The 15,934-nt window shown below is 50.1% G+C and carries 13 protein-coding genes; 3 read left to right on the top strand and 10 right to left on the bottom strand.

What is annotated here, in order from left to right:
- Positions 1-29: 29 nt before the first annotated feature.
- The 4 genes from U9S71_RS13895 to U9S71_RS13880 form a co-directional block, all read right to left on the bottom strand.
- A complete protein-coding gene (locus U9S71_RS13895; protein ID WP_326328114.1) occupies positions 30-656 on the bottom strand; it encodes an ExbD/TolR family protein in 627 nt (208 codons plus the stop codon).
- Between the two features lie 77 nt (positions 657-733).
- A complete protein-coding gene (locus U9S71_RS13890) occupies positions 734-1,561 on the bottom strand; it encodes a MotA/TolQ/ExbB proton channel family protein (RefSeq protein WP_326328113.1) in 828 nt (275 codons plus the stop codon).
- Positions 1,562-2,004: 443 nt separating this feature from the next.
- Entirely contained in the window at positions 2,005-2,346 is a 342-nt protein-coding gene (locus U9S71_RS13885) for a translation initiation factor (RefSeq protein ID WP_326328112.1), read from the bottom strand.
- A gap of 151 nt (positions 2,347-2,497) precedes the next feature.
- A complete protein-coding gene (locus tag U9S71_RS13880; RefSeq protein ID WP_326328111.1) occupies positions 2,498-3,376 on the bottom strand; it encodes a diacylglycerol/lipid kinase family protein in 879 nt (292 codons plus the stop codon).
- Positions 3,377-3,528: 152 nt separating this feature from the next.
- Here U9S71_RS13880 and metK point away from each other — a divergent pair, with 152 nt between their 5' ends.
- Positions 3,529-4,782: a methionine adenosyltransferase gene (gene metK / locus U9S71_RS13875; protein WP_326328110.1), complete on the top strand. Its 1,254-nt coding sequence runs from the start codon at positions 3,529-3,531 to the stop codon at positions 4,780-4,782.
- Here the strand turns inward: metK and fabD are convergent.
- The 6 genes from fabD to U9S71_RS13845 form a co-directional block, all read right to left on the bottom strand.
- The gene (fabD, locus tag U9S71_RS13870) at positions 4,777-5,661 is read right to left on the bottom strand and encodes an ACP S-malonyltransferase (RefSeq protein WP_326328109.1); all 885 of its coding nucleotides are present in this window, start codon (positions 5,659-5,661) and stop codon (positions 4,777-4,779) included. The genes metK and fabD overlap by 6 nt on opposite strands.
- A gap of 88 nt (positions 5,662-5,749) precedes the next feature.
- A complete protein-coding gene (locus tag U9S71_RS13865; protein ID WP_326328108.1) occupies positions 5,750-7,897 on the bottom strand; it encodes a DUF5722 domain-containing protein in 2,148 nt (715 codons plus the stop codon).
- 99 nt (positions 7,898-7,996) lie between these two features.
- Positions 7,997-8,923: an alpha/beta hydrolase gene (locus U9S71_RS13860; protein WP_326328107.1), complete on the bottom strand. Its 927-nt coding sequence runs from the start codon at positions 8,921-8,923 to the stop codon at positions 7,997-7,999.
- A 58-nt stretch (positions 8,924-8,981) separates the two neighbouring features.
- Positions 8,982-10,208, bottom strand: coding sequence for a M16 family metallopeptidase (locus U9S71_RS13855; RefSeq protein ID WP_326328106.1), 1,227 nt, complete (start codon positions 10,206-10,208; stop codon positions 8,982-8,984).
- A gap of 27 nt (positions 10,209-10,235) precedes the next feature.
- On the bottom strand, positions 10,236-13,115 hold the full coding sequence (locus U9S71_RS13850; RefSeq protein ID WP_326328105.1) for a TonB-dependent receptor: 2,880 nt from the start codon (positions 13,113-13,115) through the stop codon (positions 10,236-10,238).
- A gap of 26 nt (positions 13,116-13,141) precedes the next feature.
- On the bottom strand, positions 13,142-13,918 hold the full coding sequence (locus tag U9S71_RS13845; RefSeq protein WP_326328104.1) for a hypothetical protein: 777 nt from the start codon (positions 13,916-13,918) through the stop codon (positions 13,142-13,144).
- Positions 13,919-14,141: 223 nt separating this feature from the next.
- Here U9S71_RS13845 and rnhB point away from each other — a divergent pair, with 223 nt between their 5' ends.
- On the top strand, positions 14,142-14,750 hold the full coding sequence (gene rnhB, locus U9S71_RS13840) for a ribonuclease HII (RefSeq protein WP_326328103.1): 609 nt from the start codon (positions 14,142-14,144) through the stop codon (positions 14,748-14,750).
- Positions 14,747-15,922, top strand: a complete 1,176-nt coding sequence (locus U9S71_RS13835; RefSeq protein WP_326328102.1) for a sialidase family protein — start codon at positions 14,747-14,749, stop codon at positions 15,920-15,922. Before rnhB ends, U9S71_RS13835 begins: the two co-directional genes overlap by 4 nt.
- Positions 15,923-15,934: the final 12 nt, after the last annotated feature.

Genomic DNA, 15,934 nt, shown 5'->3' with positions numbered 1-15,934 from the left:
CTTAAACTGTTATTAACAAATCTCCCCCGCTAGAAATCCTCTGTACGCAACGCGGTAATCAAGCTAAACTTATTCACCTTTTGACTTTGCAGGATATCGATTACCTGTTTTATTGCGGGGTATTTCTCATCGGCATCTCCTTTTATGGAAAGCCGCATCTCCTGGTCTTTAAGCTCTTTGGTCGCTATACGCGCAGAGTATATCCAATGAAACAGCTGGTTGGAAAGTTCCTCAGTTGTATCGGCCGGTATGCCGGGCTGCAATCCCGGACGTGCCCGGTCATTCGCATCCATATTGATAATTTCCTTGAGGTTACCAATCGGCACACCAAAAGATTCCATAATGGAGAAACGTTCTTTCTCTTCAGCAGTAAAGGGAACGGAGTACTTTTCCTGCATCAGTTCCAACATACGTATTTTAACATCGCGTCCCTTGACACCGAAAAAAATCTTACCTCCGTCGCCGACGGAAATTATCCCTAAATTTTCGTCGGGTACTTTCACTTGGGTCACAGACGCGGGCGTATCCACTTCCAATGGGTCAGGCTGTCGCGCCGTCGCCGTCAATATAAAAAATGTGAGCAGCAGGAAGGACACGTCGCACATGGCTGTCATGTCTATTGTCGTACTGGTTCTTTTAACTTTTGCCCTTGGCATAACGTTATCCTTTAATTACTAGTTATTGATAAGATGCATATCCATCCAGCTTTCCATAAAACTGGATGAAAAATATGCTATTTGTGGCTTGCGGCGTATGTTTGAACAATGGAGAAGCCAGCCTCATCAATCGAATAAGTAAGCGTGTCGATTTTGGACGTAAAGATATTGTAGAATACGATAGCGATTGCCGACGTAGCGATACCCGTTGCCGTATTTACCAGGGCTTCGGAGATACCGTTTGCCAATTGTGCCGAATCTGGTGAACCACCCGTTGCCAAAGCCGCAAACGCCCGGATCATCCCGGTTACTGTACCCAACAGACCTGTCAATGTACCGATCGATACCAACGTAGCAATGATGGTAAGGTTTTTCTCAAGCATCGGCATTTCCAGCGCCGTAGCTTCTTCGATTTCCTTTTGAATAGCTACCGTAGCTTGTTCGGTATCCAAACTGGGATTGGCCGAAACGTCTTTATATTTCAAGAGACCGGCTTTGATAACATTAGCTACAGAACCCTGTTGCTTGTCGCATTCTGCGATGGCCGAATCGATATTTCCGCCACCGATCAACGATTGCACACGACGTACAAAATTACCTACGTTGCCTTTGCCGGATGCCCTGCCTATTACAATAAAGCGCTCGATAGCAAACACCCACACCATTAGAAATAGGCCCAATAACACCGGTACTACCGCACCTGCGTGATAGACCATTCCAAAATAGTTACCGGGTTTGGGCTGATTTTCTGGATTTTCGTCGATAAAGTTACTGGGGTCGCCCATGATATATTTCCAAACCAATGCCCCGATAATGAAACAGATAATAATCGTGAGGCTTGCAAAGACATTCGAGCTCGAATTGCTTTTTTCCTGTGCTGTACTTGTTTTTGGTGCGTTTGCCATTTTTCTGATTTTTAGACTTAAATGTTGTTAACTATGATTTTTATATAATTTGTGCAATTTATTCCATGGTTGACCGCCACAACGGCCAAAGCAAATATAGTGTTTTAAACCAATTATAAAATCTTCGTCGATAATTGTTTAGTCACCCTCTCAACATGCTAGGGGTGCGCAGCAGCAGCATCAGCACACCCTAAACAAAACCTGCTTCTGTAATCCAAAAGCAATTTTTTTACAATGAAAACTATTTTTTTTTGTAATTGCAAATTAAACATTCAAATAAATTGCTTTTAGCTGTGTCCAAACGGCATTTATACATTTATTTTAGCACATCCGTCGGCTTTACCTTTCACCAATAAGCTATGAACCAACCAATTAAAACCGACTCGGATTAATTTGCCCTTTTAGTCGCCTATGATATAATTGTTCCCAGCAGTTTATTAGGCCTAGCCGCCCACCGGTTTCACCCGGTATCCTTCATCCAATAAAAGTTGCACGATTCGGTGTTTGAAATCGCCCTGTACAATAATTTCGCTGTCTTTCGCACTACCTCCAACACCGCATTTCTGTTTGAGCTTTTTACCAAGCGCTTCAAGATCGGCCGCAGCACCCACAAACCCCTTCACTAGCGTAACGGTCTTTCCGCCCCGCATTTTTCGGTCCAGCATGACTCGCAAATCCTGCTGCCGGTTGGGTAGTGTTGTTACCTCATCCGTTTCTATCTCTTGAAAGGCAAAATCCTCCGCTGTTGAATAAACAATCCCGTTATATTGTTGCTTTCTTTTCATCTATTCACTTTTTTCAATTGCCAATGAGCGCTCGATATAAATAATCATTGCTCCTTGAGTCGATGTTATTTACATCTCGGTTTCATATCTCGCTAAACTCCATGTCTTAGTAAACGTTGTTTTTTTCAATAAATTGCATTGACTGGCCGTTTCAGCAAAGTATCCGTAAGGTCGCAGGCCTTACTTCAATATCCAACACCGTTCCCAATTCCTTGGGTTCTCCGTCTACATGTACAGCATCGGCCGCCTCCCGTTCGATACGAATGTGTTTGCCGGGAATGATTTCAACATATTCAGATTGATCAGCCGTTTTATTAAACAGGTGATAAACCATCATCGGAATCGTATATAGCGGGAATTTATGGATGATACATACATCCAGCAGGCCGTCGGTTACGGAAGCCTGCGGCGCAACATACGCATTATTACCATATTGGGGTGAGTTGGCCACGCTGATCATGAAGGCTTCCCGTTCCAAAACCCGACCATCGATATCCAATACATACCGTTTTGGCTTGTAGGTGCTGATTTCACTGATTACGGCTTTCATATAACCGATAGCCCCCCGAATATTGTCGTTGGCAAATCGATCGCTCACGGAGGCATCAAACCCAATGCCCGCCATATTAAAGAACGGAAGGCAATTTATAGCGCCACTATCGATGGTCATGAGCTCGGCCCTGTTCAGCCGCCTTATGGCTGCCCGCTCGTTCAGCGGAATGCCCAGATAGAGTGCCAACCCATTGCCCGAACCTTCGGGGATGATACCAAGGGCTGTCTCGGTACCGTTAAGTGCAGCCGCAATTTCATTGATTGTTCCGTCGCCGCCTACGGCAACGACCACATCCACGCCATTCGCCACCGCTTGGGCGGCCAGGTCTTTGGCGTGCCCAGCATATCCGGTAAAAGCAAAGGTAGCATCGAATACCTCCGTATCGAGGTCGGCCATTACCCGCTTCGCCACGCTTTTCTTCTTTCTCCCCCCGGAGATGGGGTTGACAACAAATAAAATCCGTTGCTTTCTGGTCATTCCTTCCTTATCTTCTCACAAATGTACCAGCATTATCGGTACGTTGCATAGATGGGGGTACAATTTATATAAACTTACCGCACGCTATCCGTCCATTTCCATTTTGAAAAACACAAAAGTATCGTAGATTTGCAGCTCAAATATAATCGTACATGCCTTATTTATTCACCTCAGAATCCGTTTCCGAAGGACACCCCGACAAAATTGCCGACCAGATTTCCGATGCACTCATCGACAATTTCCTCGCGTGGGATGCCGACTCGCGTGTGGCTATCGAAACCTTGGTCACCACTGGGCAGGTTGTCCTAGCAGGGGAGGTCAAGTCGAAAATATACCTCGATGTGCCCAAAATCGCCCGTTCGGTGATTGAACGCATTGGGTATACAAAATCCGAATACATGTTCGAGGCCAATTCGTGCGGCATCCTTTCTGCCATTCACGAGCAGTCGCCTGATATTAACCAAGGCGTGGATCGCAAGGAGAAGCAAGAGCAAGGAGCGGGGGACCAAGGGATTATGTTTGGTTACGCCAGTAACGAAACCGACAACCTCATGCCGTTGGCACTCGATCTGGCCCATCGCCTGCTTTATGAATTAGCGGCCTTACGCCGTGAAAATAAGGAGGTCACCTACCTGCGCCCAGATTCGAAAGCGCAAGTAACCTTAGAATATGACGACAACCATAAGCCGATCCGTATCGACGCCATCGTTATATCCACGCAGCATGACGACTTCGATAACGAGGCTGCCATGCTCGAAAAAATCAAAGCAGACATCGTCCATATCCTCGTACCGCGTGTGAAGGCGCAATTGAAGCCAGAACTTCAACAGCTATTCACTGACCATATTACCTACCACATCAACCCGACGGGCAAATTCGTCATCGGCGGTCCCCACGGCGATACCGGGCTGACCGGAAGGAAAATCATTGTGGACACATATGGCGGCAAAGGCGGCCATGGCGGGGGTGCATTTTCGGGCAAGGATCCGTCCAAGGTGGACCGATCGGCAGCTTATGCCACCCGGCATATTGCCAAGAACCTCGTTGCAGCTGGAGTGGCAGACGAATTACTGGTGCAGATTTCCTACGCCATTGGCGTAAAAGACCCAATAGGCATTTATGTCAACACGTACGGTACGGCCAAGGTCGGCTTGTCTGATAGCGAGATTGCCAAAAAAATCCATGAGCTATTCGATATGACGCCATATGGCATCGAAACGCGACTCAAACTGCGCAATCCCATCTATTCGGAAACCGCGGCCTATGGCCACATGGGGCGCGAACCGCGCACGGTGACCAAGACGTTCGAGAACAGTAACGGTGAAAGCACCACGGCGGTGGTTGAGCTATTTACTTGGGAAAAACTCGATTACGTCGACAAAATCAAAACAGCATTTGGTCTATAATGCGGCTGCTGCTGTTTCCGCTTGGCGGTCTACCTTCTTGACCAATCCCTGCAACACATTGCCCGGACCGACCTCGGTAAACGAGCTCGCGCCATCTTCGATCATATGCAAGATGGTTTGTGTCCATCTTACCGGCCCCGTGAGTTGTTCGATGAGGTTATGCTTTATGGTATCCGGGTCGGTATATGCTTTAGCGTCCACATTCTGGTAAATCGGGCACACCGGTTGGTTTAGCTGCACCGATTCGATTGCCGCCTGCAACTCCACTTTAGCGGCTTCCATCAATGGTGAGTGGAATGCACCGCCTACATTGAGCTTCAGCGCACGCCTCGCCCCTGCTTCGAGCAATAGCTCACAAGCCTTATCAACGCCTGCTACCGATCCTGAAATGACCAGCTGCCCCGGGCAATTATAATTGGCCGGAACGACCACCTCGCTTACCCGCTGGCAAACATCTTCGACCGTAAAATCGTCGAGCCCTAAGATGGCTGCCATAGCAGATGGTTGTATTTCGGTCGCCTTCTGCATAGCGTTGGCCCGCGCGGCCACCAAACGCAAACCATCTTCATAACCCAGTGCACCGGCAGACACCAGCGCCGAGAATTCGCCCAGCGAATGCCCCGCCAACATATCGGGCTTAAACTGGTGCCCTAGTGCCTTGGCCAAAATGACCGAATGCAAGAAAATAGCCGGTTGCGTAACGTTGGTCTGTTTCAGCTCTTCATCGGTGCCTCCAAACATCACATCCGTAATGCGGAAACCAAGAATTTCATTGGCCTGCTCAAACAAGAATTTCGTTTCCTCACTATGGTCGTACAGGTCCTTACCCATCCCAACGAATTGCGCCCCTTGGCCGGGGAAAAGATATGCTTTCTTCATGTCGTTCTGTTGTCTATCCCGTATGGCCAATACCACCGGTTAGCGGCAAAGATAGGGGAATCCAAGGAAATAGGCATAACCCTTGCGGCTATAATCCTAAATCTTTGAGGACCTCGTCCCAACTACTGATCCCGATAATGGCCTTATAGGGCTCAAAAATCTCATCTTCTTTGTCGGTACCGGCGGCTTGGTACGCATACCAAACGGGCTTCCTGCCTCCCGGATCGTGCTCGTCATCCGGAAAGCGGCGCAAACCGATGCGTAAACCAAATTCGCCACGGTTATCGATCCAGTTGTGCCACTGGATCGCATCGATACCATCCAAATGTTTGAATTTTTTCCAGGCATAAGCAAACCCTGCGGCCTGCTCCAGCAGATCCTGCTCGCTATAAGACCGTGAGTTGGTCCCGTTTTCGGAAAGCCAGAGTGTCCTTTTAACCGACCGCTGGTATTTATGGTCTGTCTTTTTTATCCAAGCATCCAGCACTTCCAGGTTCTTAAATGTCACCAACGGGGAGCCCATACTGAATGTAGCCCTTGTATCATTCCACGTTTTGGGTTCATTGAGGTCTTGCGGATACGGATGGCAAGCGAGCCCCCACTGAAAGTCGCCCTCAGCACGCGAATAATCCGACAGGCCACCCAACAAATCTAGCGTAGCATAATCGCCGCCGCCAGCGGGCTCTGTCCAAGAATGTGTAAACGACCCCAGTACCTCGGCATGGGCATCATAGGTTCTGGCAATGGTATAACACATGCGCATGGATTTATAATATGCATCCAAGAAAACGTGCATTGGCCGATCGAGCCCCATATTTGTCCAAACGGTACCCACATCCACCTCATTATGCATGATCCATTTGTGAATCCGGCCATACTGATTATCCGGCCGGCTGTACCGGTCCGCTAGGAAATCAAGCATGGCGGCATATAGGTTCACGCTCTCGGGCTGATCCATCCGGGGCATGGTGAAGAAAGCATCCCCACCCGAAAACTGCGGATGCTGTAGCAGCTCACCCACCTTGGGATCTGCAGATTGAGCGGCGGGCTGGACCAAAATTATGGCCGCCACCACGATATCTTTGCTTGCAGCGGTCTGCAAGGTCCTATCCAAGTCTGCAACCTGGGCATTACTCACGTAGTATTTCTTACCACCATATTCATGCATGGACGTATTGGGCCGCGCATCCAGGTACATGAGGCTTGTCACAGGGATGTTGACCGTGACGCTCGAGATGGACAGGTCATCCAGGTCTCCGGCAAAACCCCGGTTATAGGCATAGCCGCCCAAACCCTTCCGGCCCTTCATGGCCTGTTGTGGCATGGACCGTGTCGGTTGGATCTTATCGGGGAAACGAGCATGCGATCGGACACCTTGCCCACCCTGATCTTTATCTACAACAACCCACTTGGATAATGCACGGTCATAACGGAAACCATCCCTTTCTACATAACGGGCCACTTCCACGGAAAAGGCGCTGCCCGATACGTCTACGCCCTGCGTAAAATCCGACATTTCGGTCAGCTCGTCGTACGGTGTTACCTCTGCCAAGAACAGTGGGCGGGTAGCCGACAATGTACCCTCAATGCGGATCTTGTCGGCGGTAACATCCACCAACGTTACCTGGTCCGGGTAATCCTTTTGCAGGTACGCCTTGATGCGCTTGTTCCACGCCTGGTCATTTTGGCGGAATTCAGCCAGCTCACGCGCCCGTTGCTCTTCCTCGGCATTCCGGACACGGAACTGGATATCCTTGATAGCAAATTCCACGCCGGCACTATTCCCCAGGTCGATGCGCAGGAAATGACCGACGCTTCCCCAATTGAACTGTTCGATTTCATCACCCAGGTCGATCGAGTACGTTTCCCAACCCGTCGAGGCGTCTACCTCGCCCGTTTTGAGCGAGCGTGCTTCCGAAACCGGGGGTCCTAGGAAGACCTGAATGTGGTTCAGTTTTGCCGACGATTGGTACTCAAACGTGAGCACAATCTTATCGGCTCCCCTCGTGTACTTCAACGGGTCCAGTTGGAGGTAGGGATCGCTCCCCGTTGTTACAATCTGGTACTGGTTGGAACCATCCTTTTGGATGTCGAGATCATTCGCCGAGGTCAAATCAAACTTCAGGTATTCGCTCGGGGTGACCACGGGCGGTTGAGGTACCTTTTTCTCTTTACATGAGCTGCCAAACACAAATAGCAGTCCAATTAGGCATAGCGGTAACAATCTTTTCATCATCGGATTAAATGGTAAATTCGTTTAACTTGGTTACTAACGTCGCTACCAAAGTTATCCCTTTACCACAACCGAGGCAACCTGCACTATACTGGTCACACGTTATTTCAGTCCGAGCTGATCCATCCAATATACACATCGGCCAAACCACTCATCAAACGTGGGCGCCGTGAGAAACCCGTGCTCTCCCTTGGCATATATATGCATAGCGGCGGCTATATGGTGTTGTCGTAAGCCTCGATAGAAATAAAGGCTGTTTTCTACCGACACGACCTCGTCGGCTCCCGAATGCACCAGAAAAGCGGGCGGGGTCAGCGAATCTACATGCAGCTCGTTGGAAAAATAAAAGAGCTGTTTATCGCTGGGCTGATCGCCCAGCAGATTTGCACGCGACCCGGTATGCCCTACTTCATCCATAAAGCTAATCACAGGATTGACCAAGAGCATGAAGTCGGGGCGCAGGCTCGTGTTTTCCGGGTTATCGATGTACGCGTCAGCATGATGCGTGCCAGCGGTCGCCGCCAAGTGACCACCGGCCGAAAACCCCATCACGCCAATCTTGGACGGATCGATGTGCCACTCGTGGGCACGTTCGCGGACGGTTTTGATGGCCTGTTGGAGGTCTTGCAGCGGGCCGATACTCCGGTCTACCATGATGCGGTCGTTGGGCAGCCTGTAATGCAAAACAATAGCCGAGACCCCTAGTTTGTTGAACGTCCTAGCCACGTCGCTTCCCTCGCGTTTGGTGAGCAAGGTATGATAGCCGCCGCCCGGACAAATGATAACCGCAGTACCGGTTGCGCGGTCTTCGGGCACCAAATATAATCCGAGACAAGGTTCCGAAACATCGAAGGCTAAACTATCCACCACGGTGTTCGGCTCATGCCGTTCCAGGTTCTCAGCTTCTTTTGCGTTCGGTATTCCGGCTGGATAAAGGGGCAATTGTTGTTGTGCGTTGACAACAAGGGAGAAGATCGAGAGCCCTATCCCTATGGTCAGCGCCTTGCAAATCGTATTAACTTGTATCATATCTTCGAAATAAATCGCTCTTTGGTTAATCAACATTTTAAACCTTGGCCGCTAGACGCTATTCGGGCATGAAGCTCAGCGTCGAAAGGCCACCCTCATCCAGCACTTCATTGGCAATATGTAGCAATTGATCTGCACTTACCACGTCTATTTGTCCAAACAACGCTTTCAGGGTTTGCACGTGCCCATAGTCCTGCAAATTCTTAGCCATGGAGATAATCAGGCTCAACCGGTTCTCTTCAGCCAATGCGATTTGGCCCTTGAACTTCTGCTTTGCCTGATAAAGCTGCATTACCCCGAGTGGCCGTTCCCGCAACTTCTTAAGTTCTTTCATGATGAGTCGCCGGGCCCTGGTAACTTTTTCTTCGTCTGTACCGAAATAAATATAAAACAGGCCGGTGTCTGAATAGGGGGTATAGTTGGATTCGATCGTGTATGCGATGCCGTGTTTCTCGCGCACCACTAGATTGAGGCGAGCGCTCATTCCCATACCGCCCAGCAGGTTATTAAGCAAAAGCAATCCTACTTTGTTATCGTCATGTACACCGTAGGCTTTCGCTCCCATCACGTAATGCACTTGGTTAATTGGCTTTTGATAGCTGTCTTGCCGTGCGGCTACAGCCAGCGGTGAAGAGCGGATTTTTTGGTTGCTATTTTCAGCTAGCGTCCCCAAAATCCGTTCGGCTAGCTGGCGAACTTTCTTTACGGTATAATTGCCGCTGATGCCGATGACAATTTCGTGCGTATTATAGGTTTGCTGGATAAAATGATTGATATTGGCCTTGGAAAGCGCTCGCAAATCGGTTGCTGTCCCTAGGATATTGTGCCCCAGTCCGTGCCCCTCAAACACCAAGTCCTCAAAGTCGTCCATGATCGCATCCTCAGGGCTATCGAGATAAGAAGCCATTTCATCCAAAATCACTCCTTTTTCCTTTTCCATTTCGTCTTCGGGGAAAACCGAGTGGAAAAACAGGTCTTCAAAAAGATCCAATGCGCGCTCAAGATAGGGCGAAAGGAACGAGGCATGGATGCAGGTGTACTCTTTAGTGGTATAGGCGTTTAAATCGCCGCCAACCGCTTCCAGCCGATTGAGAATCTGATTGGTGCTCCGCTTTTCGGTCCGCTTAAAAAGCAGGTGTTCGATAAAATGGGCCAGCCCATACTGGCCCGGCTGTTCATCCCGTGCTCCAGCATTTACCAGCATACAGGCATGCGAAACTGGCGACGCTACCTGATGCAGCACAAGCCGGATACCATTGGGTAGTTGAATAAGCTCGCATTCCATTTCGGCGCAAGATAGGGAAAAATAACATCATTCTCCGCCACGTGGGGGGCCGCCTCGTCTACGCGGACCCGCTGGGCCGCCGGGGCCATCAAACCCCATTTGTCCGCCGGCGAAATTGGAGAAGCGGTAAGACAATGTGAGCAGGAAATAGCGGGCCAAACGGTTGGTACGGCTATCAATGATCATGTCTTCAGTGACACTCCGCGACACATTGGTCTGCTCGTTCAGCAAATCATACGCCTGGAAGCGGATGGCTCCGTTTCGGCCTTTCAAAAACTGCTTCTCGATATAGGTGTTGATGATCATCGGATTGGCATCCACTGCACTGCTATACCCATTGTTGCTGGTCTTTGCCAGGTCAGCACCGAAAATCCAGGTGGGGCTCAAATTAACCGAACCATTGAGGGTGACAGCCCAGGTAGATACGTTCCGGTTATTCCCCGACGAAACGGTATTGCGCGTGGTATTATATGTATAACTTACACCGGGGGTAACCTCAACCGTTTCCTTCGGATTATAGCGGAAGCCCAGGCGCTGGGAGAGCACCCAGTTTTTAGCAATGTTCCGTGCCGTGTTGAACACGGGGGCACCGGCGAGGTCTTCTTCCGTTGTGGTATAAGAAATGTTGTTGTTATAAGACGCCATCCCGCCGAATGATAGGGTGTAGGTACGGTCGGCAAAGGGCTTTGAAAAATTATAGTACCCCCGTGCATTGTAAAAGCCGTCGGTATTTAGGTATTCGGTAGCACGGACCAGCCCGATGGAATCGTCTAATGACGTGGTGCGGTTGGTCACGATCTTGTCTTCAGACAGCGAACCGGTAGCGCCCACGAAAAAAGACGAGCCTTCGCCGATGTTGAAATTACGATAGTTCAACCGTAACTCGTGTGAAAACTCCGCTGCGAGGTCGGGGTTACCGGTTACCGGCGCATTCACATTGGAATAATCTGTAAATGGTTGCAGTTGTGTAAAGCCGGGTTCATTAGCCCTGCCGGAATAATTAATACTGAACCGCTTGGTCCGAGACACCTGATACTCCAACCGAGCCACCGGCATCCAGTTGAAGCCGGTGCGGTTAATATCGATTACCTGCCCGTCAATATCGGCCCCTCCACGCAACAAATTGGGCTGTGCCGCCACCCCCAATGAGTAGTTCCACTTATCATTCCGGTACCTGTAGGTGAGCGATCCGCGGTGCGTATAGAACGTGTAGTCGTAATTCCGGTTATTATTGTACTCGGGGTTCTCGATGATCATGCCGTCCAAACCATAGGCGTTAGCGCGGCGGTTGTTGTCATATGCCGCAAAGTTGAAGTCATAGCTCAATTCGAACGTGCTGTATTGTCCCAGAGGCTCAATGTAAGACATGGTGGCCCCGCCGTTGAGGTTTTTATGCTGCAGGTCTACCAAATGCTGCTGGTATACACTATCCAGATCCTCAATGGCAGTTTCGTATACGAGCGTATTGATGGTTCGTTCCTGGTCTTGCTCCGTACTGGCGGTATTGAGGGAGAAATTAAAAAAAATGTTTCGCCCGTTGTCGCTCAACCGCCTATTGTATAAACCGCTCGCTCCATAATTCGGGGCGTACGATCGATTGAGTTGACGGTTGGTCAATTCATTGATCAGCTGCTGGCCCAATTGATTGCTACTCAACGAAAGGTTGTCTGCACGATTCTGACGGAAACTGAAATTTGGCGAAAATTTGATGTAATTTTTGTCGTCGGGTTTATACTCCACATTCCAGCTGAACCGGTGATCATTGCCTATGCTACCATTGTCTATGTTGCTGGTCTCATAGGTAATCGCCTCCTGCATCGTGATTTCACGAAACTCATCGGTCAACGTATTGTTATCGGTATGGCCGAAGCTATACTCGCCATACATCGTCAGCTTACCATTGAAATCCTGCCGGTAGTTTACGCCGATGGATTGGGTATTGGTGAGGCCATTCGACCCACCCCAGCCACCACCGCCAAAACCACGACCGAAGCTACCACCTCCCCGTCCGCGACGCGCGCCGCCACTGCGGGTATTGAAATCAAAAAGGCTGGCATTGACATTATTCAGGTTGCCGAGCATCGAAAGTTGCATGCCCTCTTTGAACTTGCCGTACGACCCGGTTACCTGATACCGTTCCTCACTGCCGCCGCCCACGCGGAAGTTTCCAAAATCGCCGGTGTTGCGACTGGGAGCGATCTCCAGGTTCAGCACCCTTTCGGGATCGCCCGATCGGTTACCCGTGATGTTGGCCATATCGCCATAGTCGTCCACAATCTGGATTTTCTCCACGATCTCTGCCGGCAGATTTTGGATGGCCGCTTTGATGTCGCCGCCGAAAAAGTCCTTACCATTGATCCGCGCCCGTGTTACAGATTCGCCCTGTGCGGTCACATTGCCATCCTTATCCACCTCCACGCCGTCCAATTTCTTGAGGGCATCTTCCACCAGCGCTCCTTCGCGGAGTTTAAGGTTCTTCGTGGCATACTCTAGGGTGTCTTCCTTGACGGTAATCGCAGCAGCCCCCGTAACAGATACCTCGGCGAGCATATGACTGGCTTCACGTAGCGACAATGACACCTTCAATTCCTGCTTCCCACGTTCGAACGTGTGCCGCAGCCGGAGCGTATCAAACCCAAGGCTGGTGACAGTAAGCACAAAACTGTTTCCTTTTATATTATTGAATGAAAAAATTCCACCGGTGGCAGAGCTGGTCTGTACCGAATCAACGTCAGATACCAGTTTTACCGATGCCCCGGCGATGGCTCCGCCGTTCTGGTCGCTGAGTGTACCGGTTACCCGCTTAGTGGTTTGTCCAAAACCATCGAACCCAAGGCCCATAAAAAAAGCGATCAACAAACCTATGCTACGCGTTTGTCTAATCGCTGGTTGATTGAAAATGTTCATTCGATATAATAACTAATTTAAGTGTTTCATTCTTTGGCAAGTGGCGCTTTTACCCATACCCCAGGTTCTTCGCGTGGCTTCGACGGCATTTGCTGACGACCATACCCATATGGGTAACCATAGCCGTAGCCATACGGATAACCGTAGCCGCGGCGCATGGTACGGGCGGATGTCCCGCTACCGGGCACCATTACTCCGTTGATCTTGACATTGAAAGCAAATTCATCACTATCGTTGATGGATATGCCGAGGCGAGCCAACGGCACCACCATTTCAACACAAAGCGCATCGGTAGTGTCCAAAGTGGCTTGAGCGTGGATTCCATACGTGTTTTCCAACGAAATCTGTCCATCGAGCACATCGTCAAACCGTATCACGTGGATGGCCCGTATCGCTGCTAGCGCGCCTTTACGCATATCGTCCGGACGGTCATCGTTATCGGCCGACATGATGGAGCGGAAAGCCAACCGATCGGCCACCGGGAAGTAAACCGTAGGGCCGTTGCGCTTTTTTCCCCGGGTGTTAACCATAAAGGCAAGACCCTGTGCAAAAATCTGCATCTGCCGATCTTTGTCTTGAACACGCATGGCTACGTACACGTTTTCCGTGTCGTTCTTAATGTGGTAGTGGAATTGCTGCGTAGCATGTTCATACTGCAATGAATCACCCCAATCGTCGAGCCGCCCATCCACAACAATACCCATGGCCCAATCCAGTGATTGTTGGGTATTGCCTTTATTCCGTTGCGCAAATGTAGGGTTCGCGACAACCAACATCAATATCGTGCAAATTAATATAGCCATCTGTGTTGCCATAATGCGGGGGTTGGACAGTTCCTTCATGATCAAGTTTAATTGTATAAGAATTATTACAAGTGCGGTTTTAAACGCTTTTGCGGGTTCAGTCACAAATGTATATGTTTCAGCCGGAAATAAACGGTTCCCGGAAATGTAAAAACGCCGTCGGCTTGCATATCATATCCAACTTATCTAAGTTTGTCTTATTATAACGAAAGCGAACAAGACAATGCTACTTTCCAGACACCAAGACATACTTGTGGAAGCGGGATGCGATGAAGCGGGCCGGGGATGTCTCGCTGGCCCGGTATTCGCCGCCGCCGTTATTTTCTCAGGAGACTTCCGCCACGATATCCTTAACGATTCCAAGCAGTTAACGGCGACGCAACGTAATGCGTTGCGCGGGATGGTAGAAACCGAGGCATTGGCCTTCGCCGTGGCGAGCGTAAGCCCACAGGAGATCGACCGCATCAATATTCACAATGCATCTTACCTAGCCATGCACCGTGCACTCGATATGCTGGCAATGAAAGCAGAGTTTATTCTGGTAGACGGAAACCGGTTTATCCCCTATCAGCAAATTCCCCATTGTTGCGTGGTGAAAGGGGATGGCAAATACCTTTCGATTGCGGCGGCATCTATATTGGCAAAAACCTACCGCGATGAATACATGGAAAACCTGGCAGCGGACTTTCCCGAATACGGTTGGTGCCAGAACAAGGGGTATCCCACCATCCAGCACCGAAATGCGATTATTAAGCATGGCATCACTGGTCATCATCGGCGGACATTCCGGGTAACGGATCCGCAGCTCAAACTTTTTGACATGCCCACATGATTACCAGAAAACCATTGATTCTACTCCTCGCGCTGGCATGCACTTCATGGGCAAATGCCCAACCGAATGTTGTACCCGTGTTCATATCGGGCAAGGACGGGTATGGGAGCTATCGTATCCCCGCCATCATCAACGCGCCAAATGGCGACCTTCTTGCCTTTTGTGAGGGAAGGGTGCACCACGCGGGCGACTTCGGGGATATCGACATCGTGTTGAAACGAAGCACCGACAATGGGAAGACGTGGAGCAGCATGCTGAAAGTGGTCGACTACGATACCCTCCAAGCGGGCAATCCTGCACCGGTTGTGGACCTGTTGGACCCGGCATACCCAGAAGGGCGGATTTTTCTCTTTTATAATACCGGCAACAACCATGAAGGGGAGGTACGGAAAGGACTCGGCTTGCGCGAAGTGTGGTTTGTCACGTCCACAGATGGAGGCAGGACTTGGTCCGAAGCGGTCAACATTACCGCACAAGTACACCGCCCAAACCAACCGAACGCCAATTGGGCTTATCAATTTACCGAAGACTGGCGGAGTTATGCCAACACGCCGGGGCACGGTATGCAATTTGACCACGGCATATTCAAAGGGCGCATATACATTGCCGCAAACCACTCCTCCGGCGCGCCGCAAAAAGCGTTCAAAGACTACCATGCACACGGCTATTACACGGACGACCACGGGAAGACCTTCCACCTGAGCGAGGCCGTCCCCTTCAAGGGCAGCAACGAATCCATGGCCGCACTCATCCAGGGTGATACCTTATTGATGAACTCGCGCAACCAACAAGGGAATGTGCGTAGCCGCATCATCTCGTTGAGCAGCGATGGCGGTGCCACATGGGATACCACGTATTACGACCGGCAGCTACCCGACCCGGTTAATCAAGGAAGCTTATTGGCTTTCGACGACGAGGACGGCAAGCGGCTGTTGGCCTTCTGCAATGCGGCAGACACCGCACACCGCGACAACCTCACGCTACGAATGAGCAGGGACGGCGGCAAAACCTGGTTCTTCAACCGGCCCATTGCCAAAGCGCCAGCAAGTTATGAAGGTGCATATGCGGCGTACTCCGACTTGGTGAAAATCGACAACAAGCGCATAGGCGTACTCTTTGAAAAGGACGGTTACAGGCAGATTGTTTTCACCTCCGTACCGTGGCATGAATAATAATAACGGCCC

This window comes from Parapedobacter flavus, from assembly GCF_035818675.1.
Lineage (GTDB): Bacteria > Bacteroidota > Bacteroidia > Sphingobacteriales > Sphingobacteriaceae > Parapedobacter > Parapedobacter flavus.
The sequence above is the reverse complement of the archived record's forward strand: the minus strand, read 5'-3'. Positions and strand labels throughout refer to the sequence as shown.

Excerpts from the sequence above, each read along its gene's own strand:
- U9S71_RS13895 (WP_326328114.1), bottom strand. The coding sequence starts at position 656 with ATGCCAAGGGCAAAAGTTAAAAGAACCAGTACGACAATAGACATGACA.
- U9S71_RS13890 (WP_326328113.1), bottom strand. The coding sequence starts at position 1,561 with ATGGCAAACGCACCAAAAACAAGTACAGCACAGGAAAAAAGCAATTCG.
- U9S71_RS13885 (WP_326328112.1), bottom strand. The coding sequence starts at position 2,346 with ATGAAAAGAAAGCAACAATATAACGGGATTGTTTATTCAACAGCGGAG.
- U9S71_RS13880 (WP_326328111.1), bottom strand. The coding sequence starts at position 3,376 with ATGACCAGAAAGCAACGGATTTTATTTGTTGTCAACCCCATCTCCGGG.
- metK (WP_326328110.1), top strand. The coding sequence starts at position 3,529 with ATGCCTTATTTATTCACCTCAGAATCCGTTTCCGAAGGACACCCCGAC.
- fabD (WP_326328109.1), bottom strand. The coding sequence starts at position 5,661 with ATGAAGAAAGCATATCTTTTCCCCGGCCAAGGGGCGCAATTCGTTGGG.
- U9S71_RS13865 (WP_326328108.1), bottom strand. The coding sequence starts at position 7,897 with ATGATGAAAAGATTGTTACCGCTATGCCTAATTGGACTGCTATTTGTG.
- U9S71_RS13860 (WP_326328107.1), bottom strand. The coding sequence starts at position 8,923 with ATGATACAAGTTAATACGATTTGCAAGGCGCTGACCATAGGGATAGGG.
- U9S71_RS13855 (WP_326328106.1), bottom strand. The coding sequence starts at position 10,208 with ATGGAATGCGAGCTTATTCAACTACCCAATGGTATCCGGCTTGTGCTG.
- U9S71_RS13850 (WP_326328105.1), bottom strand. The coding sequence starts at position 13,115 with ATGAACATTTTCAATCAACCAGCGATTAGACAAACGCGTAGCATAGGT.
- U9S71_RS13845 (WP_326328104.1), bottom strand. The coding sequence starts at position 13,918 with ATGGCTATATTAATTTGCACGATATTGATGTTGGTTGTCGCGAACCCT.
- rnhB (WP_326328103.1), top strand. The coding sequence starts at position 14,142 with ATGCTACTTTCCAGACACCAAGACATACTTGTGGAAGCGGGATGCGAT.
- U9S71_RS13835 (WP_326328102.1), top strand. The coding sequence starts at position 14,747 with ATGATTACCAGAAAACCATTGATTCTACTCCTCGCGCTGGCATGCACT.